This window comes from Microbacterium oxydans (genome assembly GCF_900095745.1).
Lineage (GTDB): Bacteria > Actinomycetota > Actinomycetes > Actinomycetales > Microbacteriaceae > Microbacterium > Microbacterium oxydans_B.
The window spans coordinates 1-25,039 of record NZ_FMIR01000011.1 but is presented as its reverse complement, the minus strand read 5'-3'; the positions used below and the strand labels follow the sequence as shown (position 1 = coordinate 25,039).

At 69.0% G+C, this 25,039-nt stretch carries 22 protein-coding genes; 8 read left to right on the top strand and 14 right to left on the bottom strand.

All coding sequences use genetic code 11. The features are described from left to right. Positions 1-5 precede the first annotated feature (5 nt). Positions 6-815 (bottom strand): Ku protein, encoded by an 810-nt coding sequence (locus BQ2383_RS04730; RefSeq protein WP_029262512.1) that lies wholly within the window; start codon positions 813-815, stop codon positions 6-8. Between the two features lie 58 nt (positions 816-873). Between BQ2383_RS04730 and ligD the strand changes: the two genes are divergently transcribed. Further along, entirely contained in the window at positions 874-2,844 is a 1,971-nt protein-coding gene (gene ligD / locus BQ2383_RS04725) for a non-homologous end-joining DNA ligase (protein ID WP_091030311.1), read from the top strand. Positions 2,845-2,864: 20 nt separating this feature from the next. On the opposite strand, the gene BQ2383_RS04720 is transcribed toward ligD, so the two are convergent. The 4 genes from BQ2383_RS04720 to murI form a co-directional block, all read right to left on the bottom strand. After that, the gene (locus BQ2383_RS04720) at positions 2,865-3,785 is read right to left on the bottom strand and encodes a cation diffusion facilitator family transporter (RefSeq protein ID WP_091030308.1); all 921 of its coding nucleotides are present in this window, start codon (positions 3,783-3,785) and stop codon (positions 2,865-2,867) included. 106 nt (positions 3,786-3,891) lie between these two features. Continuing rightward, positions 3,892-4,485, bottom strand: coding sequence for an RdgB/HAM1 family non-canonical purine NTP pyrophosphatase (rdgB, locus tag BQ2383_RS04715; protein ID WP_091030495.1), 594 nt, complete (start codon positions 4,483-4,485; stop codon positions 3,892-3,894). 2 nt (positions 4,486-4,487) lie between these two features. Continuing rightward, positions 4,488-5,225 (bottom strand): ribonuclease PH, encoded by a 738-nt coding sequence (gene rph, locus BQ2383_RS04710; RefSeq protein ID WP_091030304.1) that lies wholly within the window; start codon positions 5,223-5,225, stop codon positions 4,488-4,490. Positions 5,226-5,278: 53 nt separating this feature from the next. Continuing rightward, on the bottom strand, positions 5,279-6,109 hold the full coding sequence (murI, locus tag BQ2383_RS04705; RefSeq protein ID WP_091030299.1) for a glutamate racemase: 831 nt from the start codon (positions 6,107-6,109) through the stop codon (positions 5,279-5,281). A 63-nt stretch (positions 6,110-6,172) separates the two neighbouring features. Between murI and BQ2383_RS04700 the strand changes: the two genes are divergently transcribed. Continuing rightward, positions 6,173-7,498, top strand: a complete 1,326-nt coding sequence (locus BQ2383_RS04700) for a nicotinate phosphoribosyltransferase (RefSeq protein WP_091030295.1) — start codon at positions 6,173-6,175, stop codon at positions 7,496-7,498. A gap of 2 nt (positions 7,499-7,500) precedes the next feature. Here BQ2383_RS04700 and BQ2383_RS04695 read toward each other — a convergent pair whose 3' ends face one another. Genes BQ2383_RS04695 through BQ2383_RS19625 form a run of 3 tightly spaced genes read right to left on the bottom strand, consistent with a single transcriptional unit; the run spans position 7,501 to position 11,169 of the window. Beyond that, positions 7,501-7,767, bottom strand: a complete 267-nt coding sequence (locus BQ2383_RS04695; RefSeq protein WP_046013003.1) for a DUF3039 domain-containing protein — start codon at positions 7,765-7,767, stop codon at positions 7,501-7,503. Positions 7,768-7,807: 40 nt separating this feature from the next. Further along, on the bottom strand, positions 7,808-9,373 hold the full coding sequence (locus BQ2383_RS04690) for a hypothetical protein (protein ID WP_091030292.1): 1,566 nt from the start codon (positions 9,371-9,373) through the stop codon (positions 7,808-7,810). Beyond that, positions 9,349-11,169: an ABC transporter ATP-binding protein gene (locus BQ2383_RS19625; protein WP_347876381.1), complete on the bottom strand. Its 1,821-nt coding sequence runs from the start codon at positions 11,167-11,169 to the stop codon at positions 9,349-9,351. Before BQ2383_RS19625 ends, BQ2383_RS04690 begins: the two co-directional genes overlap by 25 nt. A 247-nt stretch (positions 11,170-11,416) precedes the next feature. On the opposite strand from BQ2383_RS19625, the gene BQ2383_RS04680 reads away from it, so the two are divergent. From BQ2383_RS04680 to BQ2383_RS04665, 4 genes are all read left to right on the top strand, one after another. Then, positions 11,417-12,109 carry an NTP transferase domain-containing protein gene (locus BQ2383_RS04680; RefSeq protein ID WP_091030288.1) on the top strand — a complete coding sequence of 231 codons (693 nt, stop codon included), beginning with the start codon at positions 11,417-11,419 and terminating at the stop codon, positions 12,107-12,109. Between the two features lie 79 nt (positions 12,110-12,188). Then, the gene (locus BQ2383_RS04675; RefSeq protein WP_091030285.1) at positions 12,189-13,148 is read left to right on the top strand and encodes a hypothetical protein; all 960 of its coding nucleotides are present in this window, start codon (positions 12,189-12,191) and stop codon (positions 13,146-13,148) included. An 87-nt stretch (positions 13,149-13,235) separates the two neighbouring features. Then, on the top strand, positions 13,236-14,825 hold the full coding sequence (locus BQ2383_RS04670; RefSeq protein ID WP_374225477.1) for an acyl-CoA carboxylase subunit beta: 1,590 nt from the start codon (positions 13,236-13,238) through the stop codon (positions 14,823-14,825). Then, positions 14,822-15,064 carry an acyl-CoA carboxylase subunit epsilon gene (locus tag BQ2383_RS04665; protein WP_374225478.1) on the top strand — a complete coding sequence of 81 codons (243 nt, stop codon included), beginning with the start codon at positions 14,822-14,824 and terminating at the stop codon, positions 15,062-15,064. Before BQ2383_RS04670 ends, BQ2383_RS04665 begins: the two co-directional genes overlap by 4 nt. Before the next feature lie 7 nt (positions 15,065-15,071). Here the strand turns inward: BQ2383_RS04665 and BQ2383_RS04660 are convergent, their stop codons facing one another. From BQ2383_RS04660 to BQ2383_RS04635, 6 genes are all read right to left on the bottom strand, one after another. Further along, on the bottom strand, positions 15,072-18,101 hold the full coding sequence (locus BQ2383_RS04660) for an alpha-mannosidase (RefSeq protein ID WP_091030280.1): 3,030 nt from the start codon (positions 18,099-18,101) through the stop codon (positions 15,072-15,074). A gap of 98 nt (positions 18,102-18,199) precedes the next feature. After that, positions 18,200-19,399: an ROK family transcriptional regulator gene (locus BQ2383_RS04655; protein WP_091030276.1), complete on the bottom strand. Its 1,200-nt coding sequence runs from the start codon at positions 19,397-19,399 to the stop codon at positions 18,200-18,202. 315 nt (positions 19,400-19,714) lie between these two features. After that, positions 19,715-20,722, bottom strand: a complete 1,008-nt coding sequence (locus BQ2383_RS04650) for a hypothetical protein (RefSeq protein WP_244175894.1) — start codon at positions 20,720-20,722, stop codon at positions 19,715-19,717. Then, complete coding sequence (locus tag BQ2383_RS04645) at positions 20,719-21,954, bottom strand: hypothetical protein (RefSeq protein WP_091030269.1); 1,236 nt, start codon at positions 21,952-21,954, stop codon at positions 20,719-20,721. The genes BQ2383_RS04650 and BQ2383_RS04645 overlap by 4 nt, the downstream gene beginning before the upstream one ends. Next, on the bottom strand, positions 21,944-22,603 hold the full coding sequence (locus BQ2383_RS04640) for a response regulator transcription factor (protein WP_091030266.1): 660 nt from the start codon (positions 22,601-22,603) through the stop codon (positions 21,944-21,946). Before BQ2383_RS04640 ends, BQ2383_RS04645 begins: the two co-directional genes overlap by 11 nt. 40 nt (positions 22,604-22,643) lie before the next feature. Beyond that, entirely contained in the window at positions 22,644-23,891 is a 1,248-nt protein-coding gene (locus BQ2383_RS04635; RefSeq protein WP_091030264.1) for a class I SAM-dependent RNA methyltransferase, read from the bottom strand. Positions 23,892-23,914: 23 nt separating this feature from the next. Between BQ2383_RS04635 and BQ2383_RS04630 the strand changes: the two genes are divergently transcribed. Both BQ2383_RS04630 and BQ2383_RS04625 read left to right on the top strand, forming a co-directional pair. Further along, positions 23,915-24,553, top strand: a complete 639-nt coding sequence (locus BQ2383_RS04630) for a Maf family protein (protein ID WP_091030484.1) — start codon at positions 23,915-23,917, stop codon at positions 24,551-24,553. Positions 24,554-24,631: 78 nt separating this feature from the next. Continuing rightward, a partial coding sequence (locus BQ2383_RS04625; protein WP_279627346.1) for a biotin carboxylase N-terminal domain-containing protein occupies positions 24,632-25,039 on the top strand: 408 nt, incomplete at its 3' end.

Below are 25,039 nucleotides of genomic sequence, written 5' to 3'. Positions count from 1 at the left end.
ATCTCTCAGCCCGCGTTCTTGGCGCGCTCCTCTTTGGTGCGCGCAACGCTGGCACGGAGGGCCTCCATCAGGTCGATGACCTCGCCGCCCTCGGCCGCCTTCTCGGCTTCGCCGAAGGTCTCGGCCACGTCGAACGTGTCGCCCGCCTCGATCTTCGCGTCGATGAGGGTGCGCAATTCCTTCTGGTACTCGTCGACGAACTCCTCGGGGTCGAAATCGGCCGAGTAGCTGTCGACGAGGGATGCCGAGAGCTCCAGTTCCTTCTTCGAGATCCGCACGTCCTCGTCCAGCGCGGGGAACTCGGCTTCGCGCACCTCGTCGGCCCACAGGAGCGTCTGCAGCACGAGCACCTTGCCCCGCACACGGAGCGCCGCCAGCCTCGTCTTCTGCCGCAGCGTGAACCGCACGATCGCGGTGCGGTCGGTCTGTTCCAGGGTCTTCCGCAGCAGCACGTACGCCTTGGGAGACTTCGAGTCCGGTTCGAGGTAGTACGGCTTGTCGAGCGTGAGCAGATCGACCTGGTCGGACGGGACGAACTCGACCACGTCGATCTCCCGGCTCTTCTCCGCAGGGAGGGCGGCGAGGTCGTCCTTGGTGAGCACGACGGTCTGCCCCTCCTCGACGTAGGCGCGGTCGATGTCGGCGTAGGCCACGGTCTCGCCACACACCTCGCAGGTGCGCTGGTAGCGGATGCGCCCGCCGTCCTTCTCGTGCACCTGATGCAGCGGCACGTCGTGGTCCTCGGTCGCGGAGTACACCTTGACCGGCACATTCACGAGGCCGAACGTCAGCGCGCCCTTCCAGATCGTTCTCATGTGACCAGTGAACACCAGCCGACGCCGTCGCGGCCAGACCCTTGACTACGCTGGCTGCATGGTCGGACAGGGGCAGGTCGTGCAGGTCGACGGCCGTCGTCTGCGCGTGACCAACCTCGACAAGGTCGTCTATCCCGAGACCGGCACCACCAAGGGCGAGGTCATCGCCTACTACAGCGCCATCGCTCCCCTTCTGCTCCCCCTCCTGGACGGGCGACCGGTCACGCGCAAGCGCTGGGTGGAGGGCGTCGGGACCGAGGATGCTCCGGCCGATGCATTCTTCACGAAGCAGCTCGAACCCGGGGCACCCGAGTGGATTCCGCGGCAGGCGATCCAGCACTCCGATGGACCGAAGGACTATCCGCTCGTCGAAGACGTGCCCACCCTGGTGTGGCTCGCCCAGGTCGCGGCGATCGAGCTGCACGTGCCGCAATGGCGCTTCACGTCGGAGGGTCTGCCCGGTCGTCCGGACCGACTGGTCCTCGACCTCGATCCGGGACCCGGCGTGGGCCTCGCGCAGTGCGCGGAGCTCGCCCGGTTCGCCCGCGTCATCCTGACCGACATGGGCCTCGATCCGTTCCCCGTCACGAGCGGGAGCAAGGGCATCCACCTCTATGCGGCCCTTCCGGGCGAGCAGACCAGCGACGAGATCTCCGCCGTCGTGAAAGAGCTCGCGCGCCTGATCGAGAACGATCACCCCGACCTCGCCACCAGCGTCATGTCGAAGGCAGTGCGCGGGGGCAAGGTCTTCCTCGACTGGAGTCAGAACAACGGCAAGAAGACGACCATCTCGCCGTACTCCCTCCGTGGCCGCGCACGGCCCTGGGTCGCTGCCCCTCGCACCTGGGACGAACTCGACGACCCCGCCCTGGCGCAGCTTGACTTCGATCAGGTACTGGCCAGGGCCGCTTCCGGCACCGACCCCCTCGCGAGCCTTCGGCCTCTCGCCGTCGAATCGACGCCGCCGCCCGCAGCGACGGTATCGCCGCGTCGACCGTCGCGCCATCCGCGGAGCGAGCCGATCCCGGCGACCGACGGCACCGCCGCCACGCTCGCGCCGATGCTCGCGGAGAACGGCACCCCCGGGGTCGCGCGCGCGCTGAGCGCCCCCTCCTGGGTCGAGGTGAAATGGGACGGCATCCGCGCGATGGGCACGTGGGCGGACGGGCGGATGCGGCTGCACGCGCGTCGCGGCACCGACATCACGGCCCGCTACCCCGAGCTGACAGCCGATGGAGCGCCGTTCCTCCCGGTCGTGGACGCCGTCGTGGATGGCGAGATCGTGGCGTTCGACGCCCACGGTCGGCCGAGCTTCTCGCTGTTGCAGAACCGCATGCATCTCACGCGACCGCGCGAGATCGAGCGCGAGGTCATCCGCACGCCGATCGTCTACATGCTGTTCGATCTGCTGCGGCTCGACGGTCATGACCTCACCGGCATGCCGCTGCGGGAACGGCGCACACTGCTCGAGGACGTGATCGCCGATCTCGATGCCCCCGTCCAGCTCCCGCCGATCTTCGACGACGTCGATGCCGCCCTGGCCGCGAGCCGGGAGTTCGGTCTGGAGGGGGTCGTGGTCAAGGATCCGCAGTCCCGCTACCGCCCGGGGCAACGAAGCCCGTCATGGCTGAAGCTCAAGCACACCCGAATGCAGGAGGCCGTGATCGTCGGCATCCGCCCGGGAAAAGGCGACAGGGAGAGCACCCTCGGCTCTCTGCTGCTGGCGGTGCCCGAACCGGCGCGCGGCGTCGATGGATCGGTTCGGCTCCGCTACGTCGGCCGCGTGGGCTCCGGGTTCACCGACCGCATCCTGCGCGACCTTCTCGCTCGCCTCGAACCTCTGCGCGTGAAGACCGCTCCCCTCGATGGGGTGCCGGCCCCCGATGCGTCCGATGCGCTCTGGGTGCGCCCTGAGCTCGTCGGCGAGGTGGAGTTCGCGAACTGGACCCCGGACGGAATCCTCCGTCACGCACGGTGGCGGGGGCTGCGCCCGGACAAGGAGCCGGACGACATCGTCGTGGAGGTCTGACCACCGCTCGTCACAACGGCTCAGGCGTGATGCGGTTCGCAGTCGGACTGCTCGGCCGGCTCGATCTGGAACGTCGAGTGCGCGACATCGAAGTGATCGGCAAGACACGCCTGCATGTCGGAGAGCAGTTGCGTCGACCGTCCGTCGGCGAGCAACTGCGGATCGACGCTCACGTGGGCCGTGAAGACCGGGGCGCCTCGGGTCAGCTGCCAGACGTGGACGTCATGCACGCCGATGACACCCGCATAGCCGAGCAGGTGCGTCCGTATGTCGCTGACAGCCGTCCCCTTCGGCGCGGACTCGGCGAGGACCGAGAAGACCTCGCGCAGGAGCGTGATCGCCCGCGGGATGATCATCGCGGCGATGAAGAGCGAGGCGATGGCGTCCGCCGGCATCCATCCGGTGAGGAGGATGACGATCGCCGCGACGATGACAGCCGCCGATCCGATCAGGTCGCCCATCACCTCGAGATACGCGCCGCGTACGTTGATGCTCGTCCGCTGCGCGCGGCTCAGCAGCCACATCGAGATGGCGTTCGCGAACAGGCCCACCACGGCGACGACCAGCATGAGCCCGCCGGCGACCTCGACCTCGCCCGGGTTCACGAGCCGCCCGATTCCCTCGACGGCGACCCAGGTCGCCAGGGCGATCAGGATCACGGCGTTGATCAGCGCCCCGAACACCTCGGCGCGCTGATAGCCGAAGGTGCGTCGGTCGTCGGCCGGGCGTGCGGCCACCGTCGCCGCGATCAGAGCGATCACGAGGGCGGATGCATCCGTGAACATGTGCGCGGCATCCGCGAGCAGGGCGAGCGACCCGGTCAGGATCGCGCCGATGACCTGCACGACCATCACGGTCGCGGTGAGCGACAGCGAGATCGCCAACAGGCGTCGACTGCTGGCTGAACGGATGCCGCCGGCGGCGGGTGCGTGATCGTGCATGCCCCCAGGCTAGACCGGGAAACCGGGCCGGAAGCCCGGTTCCGACTAGTCGGGAAGGGTAACGATTCTCACCGTCATCTGCGGTTCGCTGAAGGACGGTCCGACGTCAGAGCGCGCCGAGCAGCGGCAGCAGTTCCGCGAAGGCGCGGGCCCGATGCGACTGCGACTGCTTCTCGTCAGCGGAGAAGCCGCCCACGGTCCGCTCCTGCCCCTCCGGCTGCCCGTCCGGGATAAAGATGGGGTCGTACCCGAAGCCGCCTTCCCCGGACGCTGCGTGCGCGAGGCGCCCCGGCCATCGGCCCTCCACGACGTGCTCCTGCCCATCCGGCAGGACGAGGGCGATCGTCGAGGTGAAGTGTGCGGCCCGGTGCGGGTCGGCGATATCCCGCAGCTGGTCGAGCAGGAGCTCGAGATTCGCCGCGGCATCCTTCTGCTGTCCGGCCCAGTAGGCGGAGAAGACCCCGGGCGCACCGCCGAGCACGTCGACGCAGATCCCGGAGTCGTCGGCCAGGGCCGCGAGTCCGGTATGGGCAGCAGCGGCGCGCGCCTTGATGAGTGCGTTCTCGGCGAAGGTGACGCCGTCTTCGACCGGCTCGGGGCCGTCGTAGGCGACGACCTCGAGATCAGGGCGCGCCTGCGCCACGATCTGCTGGAACTCCGCGACCTTGTGGGCGTTGTGGGTCGCGAGGACGACCTGCATCGTCACTCCCCCGCCAGCGCGGCGAGCTGCTTGCCCTTCAGATCCTCGCAGCCGGCCACGCCGAGCTCGAGCAGCGCATCGAGTTCGCGCTTGTCGAACGGCGCTCCCTCGGCGGTGCCCTGCACCTCGACGAAGAGCCCGCGCCCGGTGACCACGACGTTCATGTCGGTCTCGGCGCGGACATCCTCGGTGTATGCCAGATCGAGCATGGGTTCGCCGTCAATGATCCCCACCGATACGGCGGCGACGGAGTCGAGGAGTGGCGTGGAGTTCTTACCGATGAACTTCTTCTCCCGACCCCACTCGATCGCGTCGGCCAGCGCCACATAGGCACCCGTGATGGCAGCGGTGCGAGTGCCACCGTCGGCCTGCAGCACATCGCAATCGATCACGATCGTGTTCTCGCCGAGTGCCTTCGTGTCGACGACGGCGCGCAGCGCACGGCCGATGAGGCGGGAGATCTCGTGGGTGCGACCGCCGATGCGGCCCTTGACGCTCTCGCGGTCGTTGCGGCTGTTCGTGGCGCGGGGAAGCATCGAGTATTCCGCCGTCACCCATCCCTTGCCCTTGCCGGTGAGCCAGCGTGGGACGCCGTTGGTGAAGGATGCCGTGCACAGCACCTTCGTGCCGCCGAAGCTGATCAGGGCGGACCCCTCGGCGTGCGCGCTCCAGTTGCGCTCGATGGTGATCTCTCGCAGCTGATCGGTGGAACGGCCGTCGACGCGGACGATTTCGGACATGTGCTTCTCTCGGTCGGGGTGGAGACGAATCGAGCGGACGATTCGAAGAGGCCTTACTCGAAGGCGATGTCAGGAAGGGTGATGACGCCGGTCTGCACGAGCTGCACGTCCCGGACCTCGCGACCCATGAGTCGGTTGGCCAGTGCCGTGAATTCATCGGCCGAGGCGCCGGTGGCCTCGTAGACGTAGGTCGCTGTCGCATCGGGCGATGCCAGGAGGTCGCCTCTGACCAGCTGGCGGTACACATCACCGGCGGTCTCATCATCGCTGGAGACGAGGGTGACGCCCTCGCCCATGACGTAGCTGATGGCACCGCGCAGAAAGGGATAGTGCGTGCATCCGAGCACCAGTGTGTCGACGTCCGCGTTCCGCAGCGGGGCGAGGTACTCCTCGGCGACCGCGAGGACCTCGGGAGTCCCCGTGATCCCCGCTTCGACGAATTCGACGAACCGCGGGCAGGCCGCGGTGAAGACCTGAAGCCTCTCGTTCACCTCGAGCATGTCCTGATAGGCGCGGGATCCGATCGTGCCCACCGTGCCGATGACGCCGACTCGTCCGTTGCGCGTCGTGGACACCGCTCGGCGCACGGCGGGCCCGATGACCTCGACGACGGGGATCTCGTATCTCTCGCGCGCGTCACGGAGCATCGCCGACGACGCGGTGTTGCAGGCGATCACGAGCATCTTCACACCCTGGTCGACCAGTGTGTCGAGCACCTCGAGGGAGTACCGGCGGACGTCGGCGATCGGCTTGGGGCCGTACGGGGAGTGCGCGGTGTCGCCGATGTAGACGAACGACTCTCGGGGCAGCTGGGCGCGGATGGCCCGCGCCACCGTGAGCCCGCCGACACCGGAGTCGAAGATCCCGATCGGCGCGTCGTTCATGACTCCCCAGCCTACCCGCGCGCGACCCGACCCGCGCATCAGCACGCTCAGTAAGCTGAGCGCATGACCACGTCGACGGCGCTGCTCACCGACCGCTACGAGCTCACGATGCTCGCCGCTTCCCTTCGGGATGGGACGGCCTTCCGCCCCAGCGTCTTCGAATTGTTCTCCCGACGATTGTCCGGCGGCCGCCGGTTCGGCGTGGTCGCCGGCACCGGCCGTCTTCTCGGACTGCTGCGCGACTTCCGCTTCGGAGAGGACGAACTGCGCTTCCTCCGCGACGCGCAGGTCGTGGATGCGGCGTCGCTGAAGCACCTGGAGGCCTACCGATTCACCGGATCGATCCACGGTTACCGCGAGGGTGAGCTGTACTTCCCCGGCTCGCCCATCCTCACCGTCGAGGGAACATTCGCCGATGCCGTGGTCCTGGAGACCCTGGCGCTCAGCGTGCTCAACCACGATTCAGCCGTCGCGACCGCCGCCGCCCGGATGAGCATCGCGGCGGGCGAGCGTCCGCTGGCCGAGATGGGCTCACGCCGCGCGGCCGAGCGCTCGGCCGTGGCCGCAGCGCGCGCCGCCTACATCGCGGGGTTCGGCGCCACGAGCAACCTGGAAGCCGGTCGGAGCTGGGGCATCCCCACGATGGGCACGGCCGCCCACTCGTGGACGCTGCTGCACGACTCCGAGGAGGAGGCGTTCCGCGCCCAGGTGGAGAGCATGGGCACCGACACCACACTGCTCGTCGACACCTACGACATCCGCACGGGCGTCGAGACGGCGATCCGCGTCGCCGGCACCCGGCTCGGCGGCGTGCGCATCGATTCCGGCGACCTTCCGACCGTCGCCGCCGATGTGCGCGCGCAGCTGGACGAGCTCGGGGCCGCCCACACGCGCATCACCGTGACCAGCGACCTCGACGAGTACGCCATCGCAGCCCTCGCCGCCTCACCGGTCGATGCCTACGGCGTCGGCACCTCCGTGGTGACCGGCTCCGGTTACCCGACAGCGAGCATGGTCTACAAGCTCGTCGCACGGCAGGATGCCGACGGGTCATGGATCGGCGTCGCGAAGGCATCTGCCGACAAGGCGTCTTACGGCGGCCGCAAGGCCGCGTTCCGCACGCTGGTCGACGGCGTCGCGACCGCAGAGACAGTCGTCGTCTCCGACGGCTTCGAGGAGCTCGACACGCCCGACGAGCACCCCGATGGCCGTTCGCTTCAGGTGACCTTCGTCGAGGCGGGAGATATCGACACCGCCCACGAGGGGGCGGCGGGGACGGCGGCCGCGCGAGCGCACCACCTGCGCGTGCGCGAGGAACTGCCGGTGCGCGCTCTCGCGCTCAGCAAGTCCGACCCGGCGATTCCCACCGTGTACGTCGAAGCCGACTGACGTCAGCTGATCATCGACTCGTAGATCTCCTTGCACGTGGGGCAGATCGGGAACTTCTCCGGGTCGCGACCCGGCGTCCACTTCTTGCCGCACAGCGCCCGCACCGGTTTCCCGGTGATCGCGGACTCGAGGATCTTGTCCTTCTTCACGTAATGCGAGAAGCGCTCGTGGTCGCCCGGCTCGAGATTCTCCTCGCGGAGGAGCTCTTCCAGTTCGCGATCAAGCGTTGCCACGCCGCCCTGATCGGGGCTGTCCAGCGGAGTACTCATCCCGAGAGTCTAGCGGCGTCGAAGACACCGCGGGCGGTCGTCACGCGGTCTCGACGAACTCCATCAGCCGCTCGCCGCTGCGCTCGAAGATACGGCCGCCGATGACCGCTCCTGCCACCAGCACCGCAAGCCCCATGAGGAGCCCGACCCAGAACGTCGCCGGCGCATAGGCCGAGCCCTCGAGAAGCGTGGCAGCGAACAGCCAGATGGTCGGGATGCTGACCAGTATCGCTCCGAGGAAAGCGGCCGCCGGGCCGTACGTGCCTCGCGAGCTGGGCCGCTGCGGCTGCTGGAAGGGGCTGTCACCCGGCCGGGACACCGCGTACGGGGCCACGACGGAGACGATGCTCGAGATACCGAGCGCCGAGAACAGCAGACTCGCCGCGAGCCCCCCGAGCGGCAGCAGGAGACTCCAGTCGCCGATGAGGAGGAGCGACAGCGGTGTGGCGATCGCGAGGACCGGCACCGCCACCAGCAGGACCGGAACCAGGCGGCCGAGGCGGTCGGGAAGCCCTCGCACCCCGCTGGCCACGTGGGTCCACAGGGCCGTCGAGTCGTAGGCGACGTCGTTGTGCGGCAGCCAACCGAAGAACAGTGCCATCACCGGGACGGGCACCAGTGCGGCGACCTCGACGGGCACGCCAGCGACGATGAGCGGAAGCACCGTCAGCACCCCGGCGACCGGGACGACGATGATGTTCATGATGTACCGGCGGTCCCGGAGCCAGTAGACGAGGCTGCGGGCGGCGATCGCGCCGAAAGCGTTGGACGGCAGCAGACCGAACCAGCCGAGCCCGGTGCGCTCTCGCGAGGTGACGGGGCGCTCGGTCGTCGTGAGCAGGCGACGCACGAGCCACGACCAAGCGACCCACAGGAGGCCGACGGTGAGGACCGCCACGATGCCACTCACCCACGCCGATGCCGTCTCTCCCGCCGCGGACGAGAAGAGGAAGGCCGGCGAAGCCGCGAACGGGCTGAACCCGAGCACGGTCGACAGCGTCGCCAGAGAGTCGGGGACGAGGCCGTCCCAGCGCAGCGAACCGAGGAACACAGCGACCGGGAACGCGATCACCAGCAGCGCGAGCGCGAACAGTGCGGTGAGCTCGCGCGATCGGCGCTCCGGGAGCAGCAGGGCATTGACCCCCATACCGATCCGGGAGATGAGCACGGTCGTGACGACGCCGAGGAGCGTCATCAGGATGGCCAGCGGCCACGGTGTCCCCGCCCGGACCGCGACGATGCAGACGCTGATGTAGACGGCGAGCAGTGCCAGGCTCGGCACACTGACGAAAGCCGCCAGCGTGAGCACCCAGGGCATCTGACGCTCGTCCACGCCGAAGACGGCGAATCGGCGGGGATCCAGCTGGTCGACCGCGCCGACGAGGATCGGGCCGACGAGGAAGCCGACGAGCAGGGCAGCCCCGCCGAGCACAGTGACCGCGCGGGCGACGGGAACAGGAGCATCGGCGAGGCTGAAGACCGCCAGGCAGACGACGACGGTGACCGCGACGACCGCAGCGAGCAGAACGAGCATCCGAACCCGACGATCGCTGCGCAGCGCCCCGACGAGCAGCGCGAACCTCAGTCGGAGAACGTGTGCAGCCACTCGAGCCCCTCCACCTCTCCGCTGGAACCGGCGAGTTCCACGAAGCGCGCTTCGAGGGTCTGGCCTGCGCGCACCTCGTCGATCGTTCCCTCTGCGAGCACCTCGCCGTTGACGATGATGGCCACCCGCGAGCAGACGCGCTCGACCAGGTCCATGCCATGGCTGGAGAGGATGACGGTGCCACCGTGTGAGACGTAGGCACGCAGGATGTCGAGGATGACCGCGGACGAGACCGGGTCGACCGATTCGAACGGCTCATCGAGCACGAGGACGCGCGGCGAATGGATCATTGCCCCGGCGAGCATGATCTTCTTCGTCATGCCGGCCGAGTAGTCCGAAACCACCCGGCTGAGCGCGTCGCCGAGATCGAACGCACGGGCGAGGTCGGACGCACGCTTCTCGATGACATCGGCCGTGAGCCCCCGCAGAAGCCCGTAGTAATAAAGGAGTTGACGCCCTGTGAGCCTGTCGAACGTGCGCAGCCGGTCGGGCAGCACACCCATCATGCGCTTCGCGGCCTGCGGCTGCGTCGCCTGATCGATTCCGCAGATCACGACGCTTCCCTCATCGGCGCGCAGCAGGCCGGCGACGATCGAGAGCGTGGTGGTCTTGCCGGCACCGTTGGGGCCGACGACCCCGTAGAACGACCCGGCAGGCACGGTCAGGTCGATCCCGGAGACGGCACGATTGTCGCCGAACTGCTTGACGAGACCGCGGATGCTGATGGCCTCGCCGCCGGACGCACTGTTGATCGCGCCGACGGCGTCAGACGTCGCATCATCCGAGTCGACCACGGCTTCGACGACCTCGACCGACGTCGCTTCTTCTGTCGGTTCCGGCTCGGCGATCACGGTGGGTGCAGCGACGTCGTCGGCGACCGGCACCACGGGTGCGTCTGCCTCGCCGAGCGCCGGTTCCTCGAAAGCGGGAGCGGACTCGAGTACCGGAGCGGACTTCACCGGGGGCGTCTGATCGGCAGTGGGTGATGGCTCTACGACGGGCGTCGCCGGGGCGTCGGCACGTGCCTCGGCCGCTACTGCACTCTCCGTCGCCGCATTCTCCGTTGCCGCCTTCTCTGCGGCGGCCTCTTCTGCGGCCGCCTTCGCCGCGGCCGCCTTCGCCGCCGCAGTCTTCGCAGCCGCCGTCTTCGCCGCAGTCGTCTTTGCCGCCGTCGTCTTCGCGGTCGCCGACCGGGCTGTTGTCTTGGCGGCGGTGGTCTTGGAGGCTGCCGTCTTGGCGGCTGCCGTCTTCGCAGCCGCGGTCTTGGCCGCCGCGGTCTTCGCAGCCGCCGTCTTCGCCGCCGCGGTCTTGGCCGCCGCCGCTGTCGATGAGGGGGACTTCGTCGCTGCGGCACGTGCGACCGTGTTCTTCGCCGCGGCCGTCCGGGCCGCCGCGGGCGTCCGCTTCGGCGCAGCCTTCGCCCCCGGTCGATCGAGCATCGCGTTCTTCAGCGGCTCCACGACGACCTCAGCGGTCGGCGCCGCCTTCTCGGCAGCCGCCTTCGCCGTCGTCTTGGTGGAGGGCACCTTCGCTGCCGTGCCCTTCGAGGCAGCGGGTCTCGCCGGAGCGCGAGTCGCGGCGGGCTTCTTCGCGGCGGGCTTCTTCGTGGCACTCGCCGTGGTGGCGCTCGTCTTCGCGGCATTCGACTTCGCGGTCGACGTGCGACTCGTCTTCTTCGGCGCTGAGGCGGCGTCCGGCGTGGGCTCACCAGTCGGAGCACGCTTCGTCGATGCCTGGGGCGGCGCGGTCTCGGTATCGTCCACCTCGGCGGCGCGGTCGTCAGGGGAGGAAGTCACCGTCCTACGGTATCAATGGGTGGCGGCATACCAAGGCCGCCGCGCAACATTCGACCGCACAGCCCTCGGATCCGATACAAACCGGCTCGTGGCGAGCCTGTGCGTCCGGTGTGTACTCGATCACGAAATGACAACGGGAGGCCCCTCGACCCGGGGCTTCCCAGGCTGCCTCGCTACCATGAACTCGGCACGACGAAGTGTCTGGTCGATGAATCGACCGTGAACACAACTTCCTTTAGGAGCACTCGTGACTCTTCAGACCGTCATCCTCGCCGCCGGCATGGGCTCGCGCCTCGGCCGAGCGCTGCCGAAGCCGCTCACCGAACTGAGCGACGGCCGCACGATCATGGGCCAGCAGCACGACAACATCCGCGCCGCCTTCGGTTCGGACGCGCGCATCACCACCGTGGTCGGCTACCGCGCCGAGACCATCATCGACGCCTTCCCCGCCGTCAACTACGTCCACAACGAGCGCTACGACGAGACGAACACGTCGAAGAGTCTGCTGCGCGCCCTCGGCGCGACCGGCAAGGGCGGCGTGCTGTGGATGAACGGCGACGTGGTGTTCGATCCGATGATCCTCGGTCGGGCGGCTGCCTACATCGAGCGCGACCAGTCGTTCGTCACCGTCAACACCTCCAAGGTCAGCGACGAAGAGGTGAAGTACACGGTCACCGCCGAGGGCTTCATCAACGAACTGTCCAAGACCGTCAAGGGCGGTCTGGGCGAGGCTGTGGGCATCAACTACATCTCCTCCACGCACAAGAAGGCGTTCATGCGCCAGCTGCAGCGCGTCGAGGACCAGGACTACTTCGAGCGCGGGCTCGAGCTGGCCATCGCCGAAGACGGTCTGCTCCTCGAGCCGATGGACGTCTCGGACCTGTACGCGGTGGAAGTCGACTTCGCCGAGGACCTCGAGCGGGCGAACCTCTTCGTCTGACCCGCTTTCCCGAAAGCCCGGCCCCTTCGAGGGGCCGGGCTTTCGGCGTTTTCGCGGCCGGGCTTCGTAGGATCACTCCATGGCCCCCAAGGTGCACAAGATCCATTCCCTTCCGGACGACGCCCCGTGGGACAAGAGCGTGCCGCCCGCCGGGTCGCCTGAGCATCCGATGATGGTGCGCGGGCTCGACCGCGTCCTGTCGATCCAGCGCCCACTCGTCCTCGCGCACATCCGCAGCATCCGCCTGCGCAACCCGCACGCGACGCCCGCCGAGATCATCCGCATCCTCGAGCGGCGCTACCTGGCTGCCGTCACCACAGGCGGGGCCGCGGTGGGAGCGACCGCGGTCGTTCCCGGCATCGGCACGGGAGTGACCCTGGCACTGTCGGGAGTCGAGACGGTGGGGTTCGTGGAATCGACGGCCCTCTTCGCCCAGTCCGTCGCCGAGGTGCACGGCATCGCGGTCGCCAACCCTGATCGCGCACGCGCACTCGTGATGACACTCATGCTCGGCAAAGAGGGCGTCGATCTGGTCGGGCAGCTCGCCGGACAGGTGGCCGGACGCGGTGGGAGCAGATCGTCCTACTGGGGCGAGCTGGTCACGAAGTCGCTGCCCCGTGCCGCCGTCGGGCCCCTGGTCGACCAGCTCAAGAGCATGTTCGTAAAGCAGTTCGCCGCGAAGGGCGGAGCGTCGATCATCGGCAAAGCGCTGCCGTTCGGTATCGGGGCGGCGATCGGCGGGGCCGGGAACCACATCCTCGGTCGTCGCGTACTCACCACATCCCATCGGGCGTTCGGAGCGGCCCCGATCGATCTCCCTCTCGAGCTGGAGCCCGTTCCCGGTGCCGAGAAGGTCGAACTTCGTATGCTGCGCGGCGCCCGGTACGCGGGCACGGCGGTGGCCGGCGCTGCCGGGACGACGGTCCGCGGTGTCGAGTGGGTCGGTCGCAAAGCGCTCTCCCTCGGCCGCTCACCCAAAACAGATCCGGCACTCGAAGGCAATGGCCAGGAGCAGGACCCGAACCCCAGCGGGCACTGAGCTCGCGCGTTCATCGCCAAAGGATCGACCGCCCCGTTGTGCCGAGCATCCAACGGCGCGCGTCGCCCCGACGCTAGGGTGGAATCCGTGACGGACAAGCCCGACCTCTTTACCACCGCCGGCAAGATCGCGGATCTGCGCGCTCGCTATACGGAAGCCGTCGTCGACGCGGAAGCGAAGGCGAAGGAGAAGCAGCACGCCAAGGGCAAGATGACCGCCCGCGAGCGCATCGAACTGCTTGTCGACCCCGGGAGCTTCGTCGAGTTCGACGAGTATGTGCGCCACCGCACGACCGCGTTCGGCATGGACCGCTCCCGTCCCTACGGCGACTCGGTCGTCACCGGCGTCGGCACGATCAACGGACGCACCGTCGCGGTGTACTCCCAGGACTTCTCGACCTTCGGCGGATCGCTCGGCGAGGTCGCCGGCGAGAAGATCATCAAGATCATGGAGTTCGCCCTCTCCGGAGGCATGCCGTGCATCGGCATCCTCGACTCGGGCGGCGCACGCATCCAGGAGGGTGTCGTGGCCCTCGGCAAGTACGGCGAGATCTTCCGCCTGAACACCCGCGCTTCCGGCGTCATCCCCCAGATCTCGATCATCATGGGCCCGGCCGCCGGAGGAGCTGTGTACTCGCCTGCCCTCACCGACTTCGTCATCATGGTCGACAAGACCAGCCAGATGTTCGTCACCGGACCCGACGTGATCAAGACCGTCACCGGCGAGGACGTGGGCATGGAGGAGCTCGGCGGCGCGTACACGCACAACACGCGCTCCGGCGTCTCGCACTATCTCGCCGAGGACGAGGACGACGCGATCGACTACGCGCGCACGCTCCTCAGCTTCCTCCCCGACAACAACATGGCGGAGCTGCCCTCGTACGAGAGCACCTTCGAATTCGAGACCACCGACGCCGACCGCACGCTGAACACGATCGTGCCGGACTCGACGAACCAGCCCTACGACATCCACACGGTGATCGAGCACATCGTCGACGAAGGCGACTTCCTCGAGGTGCAGCCGCTGTTCGCCCCGAACATCGTGATCGGCTTCGGCCGCATCGAGGGGCGCTCGGTCGGCATCATCGCCAACCAGCCCTCCCAGATGGCCGGAACGCTCAACATCGAGGCCGGAGAGAAGGCCAGCCGGTTCGTGCGCTTCTGCGACGCGTTCTCGATCCCGATCGTCACCCTCGTCGATGTGCCCGGATACCTGCCGGGCACCGACCAGGAGTGGACCGGCGTCATCCGCCGCGGTGCGAAGCTGCTCTACGCGTACGCCGAGGCCACCGTGCCGCTGGTCACCGTCATCCTGCGCAAGGCCTACGGCGGCGCGTACATCGTGATGGGATCGAAGCAGCTCGGCGCCGACGTGAACCTCGCCTGGCCCACGGCCGAGATCGCCGTCATGGGTGGCCAGGGCGCCGTCAACATCCTCTACCGCGGCGAGATCAAGAAGGCGGAGGAGGCTGGCGAAGACGTCGCCGCCGTGCGCACCCGCCTCGCGAACGAGTACACGTACAACGTGGCGTCGCCGTTCCTCGCGGCGGAGCGCGGCGAGCTCGACGGCATCATCGAGCCGGCGAACACCCGCGTCTCGATCGCGAAGGCACTGCGGGCTCTGCGCGGCAAGCGTGCAGAGCTGCCGCCGAAGAAGCACGGGAACATCCCGCTGTGACCGCGCACGACGCACAGGGCGGAGCATCGGGGGACGTCGCCCCGATGCTCGAGATCACCCGCGGGGCCGCCACCGAAGAGGAACTCGCCGCCCTCATCGCGGTGATCAGCGAGGCGTACGCCACCGAGGCGGCGGACGCCGTCGTCGAAGAGCCATCGGTCTCGGCGTGGACCCGCACGCAGCGCCCGCTGCGCCGTCCGCTGCGTCGAGACATCCCCTGGGGACGATTCTCCGGCTGATCGCGGATCAGGCCCCGGGCGACGATGCCCCGCGGAAGCGGAGCGTCACCAGCTGGAAAGCACGCAGCTCCAGCTGCACCGACTGCTGATCGACCCCGCCGACCGTGCCGGTGGCGATCTCGCGCTCGAGGAGGTCGGTCTCGACGACGGAGTCGAATGTGAATCCGGTGGTCAGCGCGGCAGCCGCACGCCCACCGTGCGCCTCGTAGAGGCGCACCACCACGTCACCGCTGCGGTCCTCCGCGAGCTTCACCGCCTCGACGACGACCGCGTCCGACGAGACGGAGAACAACGGTTCCACCGGGCCTGCGCCCTGGATACGACGCAGCGGCAGGTTCAACCGGTACCCCTCGCGGACCGCATCGGCGATGGTCGACGCCGGGCGCACGCTCACGCGGAACGTGTGCGTGCCCTGATCCGCCTCCGGGTCGGGATAGAGCGGCGCCCGCAGGAGCGAGAGGCGCACGGTCGTCGTGGTTCCGCCGCCCGCACGCGGTGCGCGAGTGATGTCGTGCCCATAGGTGGCGTCGTTCGCGACCGAGACGCCGAAGCCGGGTTCCTCGACGTGCACCCATCGGTGCGCGACGGTCTCGAACCTCGCGGCGTCCCACGAGGTGTTCATGTGCGTCGGGCGATGCACATGACCGAACTGGATCTCGGAGGTCGCCCGATCGGTGTGCACGTCGAGCGGGAACGCGAGCTTGAGGAGCTTCTGCCGTTCGTGCCATTCGACGACGGTCTCGATGTCGAGCGCCTCGGCGTCGGACGCGAGCGTCAGCGTCTGCGTGATCCGCGAACCCCCCGACTCGCGGACCACGCAGACGACCGCCGACGCGGGATGCGGGACGATGTCGACCGAGACCGCATCCGTCACATCGATGACGTGTCGGCGGTAGTGCTCGTCGATGTCCCAGGCATCCCAGCGAGTCGGCGTATCGCGATGCAGCTGGAGGAGGTTCCCCCGCTCCCCCACCGCGATCGCGTCTCTCCCGGTCGCGCGGACGACGAGTGACGTCACCAGGCCCGCGCTGTCGATCGTCACCCTCAGGTGCGCGTTCTCCAGCACGAAGCCGCTCGTCGTCCGCGAGACCGCCGCAGGACCCCCAGTGCCCCGCGTGGCGGCGATCCCCATCGCCGCCACTCCCTCCCGTGCGTAGGGACCCGCGTTCGCGACCAGCTCGGATCCACCCGAACCGGCGACGACAGCCAGTGCCTCCGCGATCATGCGCTCCGCCGAGGCGAGGACCTCGTCGTAGCGTCGTTCCGCCTCCCGATGCACCCAGCCGATGGAGCTGCCGGGGAGGATGTCATGGAACTGCTGCAGCAGCACGACCTCCCAGAGCGCGTCGAGTTCGTCATACGGGTAGTCGGCACCACGCAGCGCCGCAGCCGTCGCCCAGAACTCGACCTCACGCAGGGCGTGCTCACTGCGCCTGTTGCCCCGCTTCGTCCTGGCCTGAGAGGTGTAGGTGCCTCGATGGAATTCGAGATACATCTCCCCCGTCCACACCGGAGGATCGGGATATTCGGCCTCGGCGGCCTCGAAGAAACGGCGCGGCGTCGACAGTGTCACGGTCGGAGACCCCTCCAGCGAACGCAGGCGTGCGGCCGCGGCGAGCATCTCGCGATTGGGTCCTCCGCCGCCGTCACCGTAGCCGAACGGCACGAGCGAGGTGTTCGCGCGGCCCTTCTCGGCATACTGGGCCTCGGCGCGCGCCAGTTCCTCTCCGGAGAGCTGTGCGTTGTACGTGTCCACCGGCGGGAAATGCGTGAAGATCCGGGTGCCGTCCATGCCCTCCCACTGGAAGGTGTGATGCGGCATCCGGTTCGACTCGTTCCACGACATCTTCTGCGTCAGCATCCATCGCGATCCGGCCGCCCGCGCGATCTGCGGCAGCGCCGCGGAGTATCCGAAAGAATCCGGCAGCCAGACATCCAGCGGTTCGACTCCGAACTCCTCGAGGAAGAACCGCTTGCCGCGGATGAACTGCCTCGACAGCGCCTCACCGCCGGGCATGTTGGTGTCCGACTCGACCCACATCCCGCCCGCCGGGACGAAGCGTCCCTCGGCGACCGCGCGACGCAACCTCTCGAACAGCTCCGGTTGGAACCGCTTCATCCACGCGTACTGCTGCGCCGACGACGCGGCGAAAGCGAAGTCCGGGTCCTCCTGCTGCAGCGAGAGGACGTTCGAGAACGTCCGTGCCACCTTCCGCTGCGTCTCGCGCACCGGCCACAGCCACGCCGAGTCGATGTGCGCGTGGCCGACCGCGTGCACGCGATGCGCCGACGCTGCGGCCGGATGCGACAGCACTCCGACGAGCTCTGCCCTGGCGGCTGCCGCAGAGCCGGCGATGTCCTCGGGGTCGGCGGCGTCGATCGCGCGTTCGAGCGCCCGCAGGATCTCGGCGCGCCGCGACGACTGCGCGGGAAGCTCGTGCATCAACGAACGCAGCACCACGACATCCTGCAGGAGCTCCCACGCCGTCACGTCGAGGACGGCGACGTCGGCCTGCCGGAAGACGTAGAGGGGGGATTCCCCCGCCGTGTGCCACTCACCCAGCGTGGTGGGCCGGAAGAGCCGGAACCCTTCGCCCACGTCGGGGTTCGCCGCGGCCTCCAGGTAGAACTCGAACGAGTCTCCGGCGGCACCGTCGAGCGGGACGTAGGAGTTGCGGGGCTCGACGGCCTTGACGATCGATCCGTCAGGGCGATAGACGGTGCCCTCGGCCTGGAATCCGGGATCCGCCGTATTGAAGCCCAGATCCAGCAGCAGCTCTGCCCGCTGTCCCTCGCCGACGGCGGGGATCACCCCGGTGATGCGCAGCCACATCGTGCTCCATGCCCGACCCCACGGCGTCCCCACCTCGAAGTCCGCGAACCGCTGCTGCGCCGCCTCGGCGAAGGGCACCGGCTCTCCGGGAGCCGTCCACGCCGCAAGTTCGAGCGCCACCGCTCCGGCGTACACGGCGGGACGCAACCGCTCCTCCACGAAGCGCTCGAGGCGCGCGTCGACGAGCACGGAGTTGTCATGCATCGGTGGTCCGATCGCTGAGGGGGGATGACAGATAATACATCGATTGGAGTTATTTCTGTCAAGCGTTCGCCACGGATCCCTCGCCTGCGGAATCCCGCTCAGTGATCGAGCAGCAGAGTCGATGCTCGCGGGCTCAGCACCGCGTCGAGCACCACGCAACCGGCCCCCACAGCGGCGACATCGTCACCGACGACCGTTCCGTCCACAGGCAGCGAGCGCACCGAGCGTGTGGCACTCGCCTGTTCGAGCAGGTCGGGGATCTCTCGCAGATAGACCTCGGCCAGCCGCGACCAGAACGGGCCGCCGAACACCACACGATCCACGTCGAGCATGTTGGTCAGGGCAGCTGTCAGCACCGACATGTGCGCCGCCGACTGCCGCAGCACACCGTCGGCGAGCGCATCACCCTCGGCCGCCCGTCGACACAGCTCGGTGAAGCGCGTGTCGACCACCTCGACATCGCTCACCTCGACATCGTCGCGGAACACTCCCGCTCGCTCCGCCTGCGCGACGATCGCCTGCGGCGTGCAGACGACTTCGACGCAGCCGCGGGAGCCGCAGGTGCACGGCGGTCCGTCCGGGTCGACGATGAGGTGTCCGACCTCTCCGATGTTGCGGGTGCTTCCGGGGACCGCTTCCCCGTCTCTGACCAGCGCCGCACCGATGCCGGTACCCAGATACACGAACACGAACGAGTCATCGGCCGACGCCCTCCGCGTCCAGAGCTCGCCCACCGCGGCGGCGGTCGTGTCCTTCTCGAGCACCACGGGGAGACCGATCGCCTCGGCCAGCACCGAGCGAAGCGGCACCCGGTTCCAGCCGAGCAGCTTGGGCGGATCGATCACGGTGCCCTTCTCCGCGTCGAGCGGGCCGGGGGCCGCGACCCCCACACCGGCGATCGATGCCCGGTCGACGCCCGACACCGTGATGAGGGCGTCGATCGTCGCCGCCATGGCCTGGACGATCCGGCGCGGCTCCATGGCCGGGGTGCGCACACCGACACGCCGCACGACCGCACCGGAGAGGTCGAGGAGCACGAAAGTCATGATGGCGGGGTCCAGATGCACCCCGACCGAGAACCGGCTGTCCGCGACGAGCCGCAGCGTGACCCGGGGCTTGCCCGGTCCGTTGATGGTGCGCCCGGCCTCGCGGATGAGGCCTTCGTCGAGCAGCCGCCGCGTGATGTTGGTGACGGTCTGGGCCGACAGGCCCGTCGCCTCGGCGAGCTCGATCCGGCTCGATCCGTCACCGGACTGCCGAATGGCCTCCAGCACGACGGACTGGTTGAAGTCGCCCATCCGCGGAAGATTCGTGCCCCGGCGCGTTCCCATCGTCCAATGATCCCCCATTGCCGGGGAAATCGTGTCCCCCAAAATACCTACAGACAACGATTGGAAGAACCTTCAGACTGAGTGAGACGCTTCGCGTTCGGCTGGTCTCTCTGTCCCAGGGTAGACAGACGCTGATCGGCCACCAGCGGACGGTTTTCGGGTAACTGTCCGCACGGCGAGGGGCAGGCGGATACGCCGCCCCTCGCCCACTCTCTCTACTGCCTCGACTCCGGTCTCCTCCCCCACCGGAGCCGAGGGGCGGCGCGCCGCGTCGGGCGGCGATCAGACCGCAGCGGCTTCCCTCAGGATCTCGTGCCACAGGTCGACGGAATCGTCGTCCCCGGAGGCGCGGGTGCCGGCGCGGCCGACCACGGTCACGGCGACGCGCGGGTCGCGGGACGAGCGGATGATGAGGCGAGCGCTCTCCGCGCGGGTGAGCACGGCGGCCAGCTCATCTCTGATCTCGACCCGACGCGCCGCCTCGATACCGTCGAAACCGCCTTCGTCGAACACCGTCACGACAGCGCCGCGGCGACGCGCGGCTTCGATCGCGTTCCGCACCGCGTCGTTGAGCAGGTCCGCCCCGCGCAGCTCATCCCGCAGTCGCCCCTCGGCCAGACGCGCATCCAGGCGCTCCTGATCGTCCAGCGCTCCACGAGACGCCACCACACGGCTCAGGACGGGCCCCGCGACGGCCAGAGCGAACTGCGTGCGCAGGCGGCGTTCACGCTGACGCACCCGCTGCGTGGCATGCCAGGCCGAGACCGCCTGCTGGATCTCGGCGAGGCGCTCGGTGTCGCGGACCGCTCGGTCCCAGAACATGACGAGCAGTCGCGCGACGACGACCCACATGATCGAGCCGACCAGACCGAGGCTCAGCGCCACGCCCAGGCCCAGATAGGCGGACGTCGCCGCCACCAGGACCGCGAGTGTCGCCCAGCCGACGAGGAACCGACGACGGACGACGCACACGACCCCGAGCAGGCCGAGTGCGCCGATGTACCAGGTGGCGAACGGCGCAGTGCGGTCGGCGGGATCGAGCGCGAACGTGACCAGCGCCGGGATGACGGCGCTCGCCAGCAGCGCGAGCACGGCCGACCACAGAGGCATCCGCACCGAATTGGCGCTGCCGAGGATCGCGACGTTGACCACGACGAGATAGAGACCGATCGCGAGGACCATCACCAGCGGTGCGGTCGGTTGCTCGATCCACCAGATGCCGCGCGCGACGAAGTACAGCGCGAAGCCGACGGCGAGGGAGGTGGCGACGCTGCGGACGGTGCGGTTCACGAGCGCTCCCACCCCAGGACCACGATCGTGCCGTGGTCGTCGGACCGGATCTGCGCGGTGCCGGCGACACCGGCCATGCGAGCGAGGATGGACGCCCGGATGCCGAGACGATCCGCGCCGATGCTGTCGACATCGAAACCCGGCCCGGCATCGGACACCGTCACGGCGATCCCCTCGTCGCCATGACCCTCGGCGATGATGTGCAGGCCCCGCCCGCCGGCATGAGCGACGGCGTTGCCGATGGCCTGACGCGCGGCGAGCACCAGGGCCCGGGCGGCGCGACCCGGAATCAGCCCGATGCCGCCCCGCTCCTCGACGATCGCATCGGCGCCGAGTTCGGAGAGCGCGCGACGCAGCTCCACCACGATCTGCGCCGTCCCGATCGGCTCATCGCTCCCCTCCTGCGCCACCGCGACCTCGGTATTGGCGAGTCGGGTGAGCGCTTCGCGCGCCATCGCGACCGCGAGCTCCTTCGCCCGCTCGCCCTCCGCACGCTCGGCGGCGATCAGCGCCGCCAGGACGCTGTCGTGCATGAGCGCCGACATGGCCACCCGCTCCTCCTCTGCGGCAGCGGCAGCGGCGGCGGTCGAGTACGACGAGACGGCCTGACCTCTGGCCTCGTCCACACCGGCGGCGACCGAGCGGAACATCCAGCCGAGCGCGATCATGACCACGCCCAGGATCAGCGTGAACGACACGTCGAAAGCGGTCGTCACCCAGAACTCCCGCGAGAACTCGCCCTGAACGAGTCGGACGTACCCGTAGACGAACGGCATCCCCGCCGCCCAGGCGAACTGGAGCCGCAGCGGGAACGCGAGCATCGCCGCGACCACGCCGACGTTGACGAGGAAGAAGATCCACGGCTGATCGCCCGCGCTCTTGTCGGTCGGATCGACGACGCTCGGCCAGGCGGCCAGGGCCAGGACGTAGATCACGGCGAAGACGCCGGAGAAGAGGCGTACACCGCGTCCGATCAGACAGGCCACGAGCATCGCAGCCAGGGGCACGAACACCGCGGCCAGGATCACGACATCCCCCGCATCGGCCCGCATCGGAGAACTCAACGCGGCGATCAGGGCCTGCACGCCGAGCGCGGCCGAGCCGATCGCCACCACGATCGCGAGGATCCGCTCCATGCGCTTGCCGGTGAAGCGCTCGAACTCGGTGTCCGCGCTGCCGGGAGAAGGGATCTTGCTCCAGGCATCGCGGATGCTGAGCGGATCAGCGGGCACTCGGCGCCCCGTCGGCCGCGACGATCCCGTCCTCCATGGCCCGACGGAGGAGGTCGACCTTGGTGGGTGCGGGGCGACCGACCTCGACGTACTTCACGCGAACGCGGGTGATGTTCTCCTTGGCCGTCGAGTACGCGACGCCGAGGCGTTCGGCGACCGCCTTCAGCGGCAGCCCCGTGGCGTAGAGCCGGAGCACCTCGCGCTCGCGAGTGGAGAGCTGGGCGTCGGCGAAGGCCCGATCCCCGTCGACGGCACTGGCCCATTCGACGTTGTTGAGCGCCTCGCCCTGAGCGACGGTGCGGATCGCATCCAGCACGTCGTCGAGAGCGGACGACTTGCTGACGACACCGGCGGCCCCGGCGGCGAGCGCCTCGCGCACCGCTGCGGGACGGTCCGCGACGCTGTGGATGACGACGCTCGCGCCGTCGTTCACGAGCGAGGTCACGTTCTCGGTCACGGTCGAACCGTCACCGAGAGTGAGGTCGAGCACGACCACGTCGGCCGGAGCGGACGCGGAGGCCACTCGCCACTCGAGGTAGGAGACGACCGTGCTGCCGGAGAAGACCACCGTCTGCGAATCGCGCGCGCACGCGGCCTCGAGGCCGAGGCGAACGGACTCGTGATCGTCGATGAGTGCGACCCTGCTCATCCACCCAGCCTAGTGAGTACCCGGCGGCGGCCCGGATCGGTCACCGGGTGAGGAGCGCGACGACCTCGAAGTGGTGCGAGTGCGGGAAGAGGTCGAAGCCGCGCAGGCGGTCGACCTTCCACCCGAGGGTACGGAACGTCCCGAGGTCTCTGGCGAGGGCCACCGGGTCGCACGCGACGTATGCGATGGCCTCCGGCGCGAGGGCGTGCACCGCGTCGACGACCTGGCGCCCGGCCCCGGCACGCGGCGGGTCGAGGATGACCGCTCCGGTGCGCCCCCCGCTCTTCTGCGTGGAGAGGAAGCGATCGACGCGCGCGGTCACGGCCTTCACATCGAGCGGGGCGAGGTTCGCGGCTGCGTGCTGCGTGGCCCGCGCGCTCGACTCCACCGTGACGATGTCGGTGCCGCCGAGGTCGGCGAGCGTCGCCGCGAAGAGCCCGACACCGCCGTAGAGGTCGTAGTGCGTCTTCTGCTCGTCGACGTGCCCCTCGAGCACGCCGTAGACCGCGGCGTCGAGCACGGACGCCGCGCGCGGGTGCACCTGCCAGAAGCCCGTCGCATCGACCTGGAAGCGGCGGTCGCCGACGACTTCCTCGATCACTTCCGGTGTCGGACGGCGACGGAAGCCGCGAGCGACCTTCGCCGGCCGCTCGGTCTCTTCCCGCCGGATGACACGGACCTTGCCGTCAGCGGGCTCGACGAGTTCGATGCGTCCGGGTGCCTCGCCGTGCAGCGCGAGCGCGGCCTCGGCGATGGCAGGACGGGAGAGCGGGTAGCTGGTGACGGGGATCACGCGGTGGCTGCGCGCAGCGAACGGACCGACCTCACCCGACTCATCGACGTGCAGGGTGACGCGGGTGCGCCAGCCGGTGCCGTCACCGGAATCGACGGCCTCGATCTCGGGAGCGACGAGGCCTGATCCCGCGAACCGGTCGAGCGCCTCGGTCAGCACCTGGCGCTTGAGCACCCGCTGGTGCCCGAGGTCGATGTGGCCGAGATCGGCTCCGCCCGGGCGGTCCGCCGGATCACGGGAGAGATCGGCCTCGGCCCAGATGTGCGGGCGGCGGTGCTCCGAGGCGTCGAGCACCTCGATCGTCTCGGCCCGCCAGAAGCTGCGGGTGGAGGCATCCGCCCCTTCCTGCGGGGCGATCACCCTGGCGCGCACGCGCTCCCCGGGGATCGCATCGGAGACGAAGACCACGCGGCCCTCATGGCGGGCGACGAAGGTGCCCCCGTGTGCGATGCCGGTGATGTCGAGTTCGAGCACGTCGGCTGCGGAGGAAGTCATTCTTCGAGGATACGGTGGTGGACATGCGCGTCTGCCTCGCCTCCACGTCTCCCGCTCGACTGATGCTGCTGCGGCAGGCGGGGATCGAGCCACTCACCCTGTCTCCGGACGTCGACGAGGATGCCGTCGCCGCGGCCGCCGAGGCCGAACACGGCAGCCCGCTCGCACCCGCCGAACTGGTGCTGCTCCTCGCCCGCGCCAAGGCCGCAGCGGTCGCCCGCAGTCTCGCCGAGGCGGGCGAGTTCGACGGTCTCGTGATCGGCGGTGACTCGATGTTCGCGCTCGGCGGGCGGGTCTACGGCAAGCCGTACACCGCGGAAGAGGCCACCCGACGCTGGCAGGAGATGCGCGGCGCGACCGGCATCCTGCACTCCGGGCACTCGGTGTTCCGGATCGTTCCCGGCGAGGAGCCCGTCGAGGCGACCGCCGTCGCCCAAGCGGCGGTGACCTTCGCCGCAGATGTCAGCGACGCCGAGATCGTGGCCTACGTGGCCTCGGGCGAACCGCTGCACGTGGCCGGAGCATTCACCGTCGACAGCCTGGGCGGCGCCTTCATCACCCGGGTCGACGGCGATCCCTCGACCGTGGTGGGCATGTCCCTGTCGACCGTGCGGCGCCTGGCCGCAGAGCTCGGCGTCCGGTGGACGGACCTGTGGTCGTAGACTCCCCTCCACGTTTCCCCCTCTTTCTTGTGGGGAGTCGTCAAAGGGATCGAGTGCCTTCTCGCTAGGCTGGCAACCATGCCTGCTATCGCCAAGGTGCTCATCGCCAACCGCGGCGAGATCGCCGTACGCATCATCCGCGCCGCTCGAGACTCCGGGATCGCGTCGGTCGCCGTCTACGCCGACCAGGATCGTGATGCCCTGCACTCCCGTCTCGCGGACGAGGCGTACGCGCTCGGCGGCTCGACCAGCGCTGAGACGTACCTGCAGATCGAGAAGATCCTCTCGATCGCCCGCCGCGCCGGTGCCGACGCCGTGCACCCCGGCTACGGGTTCCTCGCGGAGAACGCCGAGTTCGCCCGCGCCATCATCGATGCGGGGATGACCTGGATCGGCCCGTCGCCCGAGGCGATCGAAGCCCTCGGCGACAAGGTGACCGCACGTCACGTCGCCGAGAAGGTCGGCGCTCCCCTCGCCCCCGGAACC

Coding starts and splice junctions, on each gene's coding strand:
- BQ2383_RS04675 (WP_091030285.1), top strand. CDS start 12,189: ATGGCCCCCAAGGTGCACAAGATCCATTCCCTTCCGGACGACGCCCCG.
- rdgB (WP_091030495.1), bottom strand. CDS start 4,485: ATGCAGGTCGTCCTCGCGACCCACAACGCCCACAAGGTCGCGGAGTTC.
- BQ2383_RS04720 (WP_091030308.1), bottom strand. CDS start 3,785: ATGCACGATCACGCACCCGCCGCCGGCGGCATCCGTTCAGCCAGCAGT.
- BQ2383_RS04700 (WP_091030295.1), top strand. CDS start 6,173: ATGACCACGTCGACGGCGCTGCTCACCGACCGCTACGAGCTCACGATG.
- BQ2383_RS04660 (WP_091030280.1), bottom strand. CDS start 18,101: ATGCATGACAACTCCGTGCTCGTCGACGCGCGCCTCGAGCGCTTCGTG.
- murI (WP_091030299.1), bottom strand. CDS start 6,109: ATGAACGACGCGCCGATCGGGATCTTCGACTCCGGTGTCGGCGGGCTC.
- BQ2383_RS04695 (WP_046013003.1), bottom strand. CDS start 7,767: ATGAGTACTCCGCTGGACAGCCCCGATCAGGGCGGCGTGGCAACGCTT.
- BQ2383_RS04630 (WP_091030484.1), top strand. CDS start 23,915: ATGCGCGTCTGCCTCGCCTCCACGTCTCCCGCTCGACTGATGCTGCTG.
- BQ2383_RS04655 (WP_091030276.1), bottom strand. CDS start 19,399: ATGGGCGACTTCAACCAGTCCGTCGTGCTGGAGGCCATTCGGCAGTCC.
- BQ2383_RS04640 (WP_091030266.1), bottom strand. CDS start 22,603: ATGAGCAGGGTCGCACTCATCGACGATCACGAGTCCGTTCGCCTCGGC.
- rph (WP_091030304.1), bottom strand. CDS start 5,225: ATGTCCGAAATCGTCCGCGTCGACGGCCGTTCCACCGATCAGCTGCGA.
- BQ2383_RS04635 (WP_091030264.1), bottom strand. CDS start 23,891: ATGACTTCCTCCGCAGCCGACGTGCTCGAACTCGACATCACCGGCATC.
- ligD (WP_091030311.1), top strand. CDS start 874: ATGGTCGGACAGGGGCAGGTCGTGCAGGTCGACGGCCGTCGTCTGCGC.
- BQ2383_RS04730 (WP_029262512.1), bottom strand. CDS start 815: ATGAGAACGATCTGGAAGGGCGCGCTGACGTTCGGCCTCGTGAATGTG.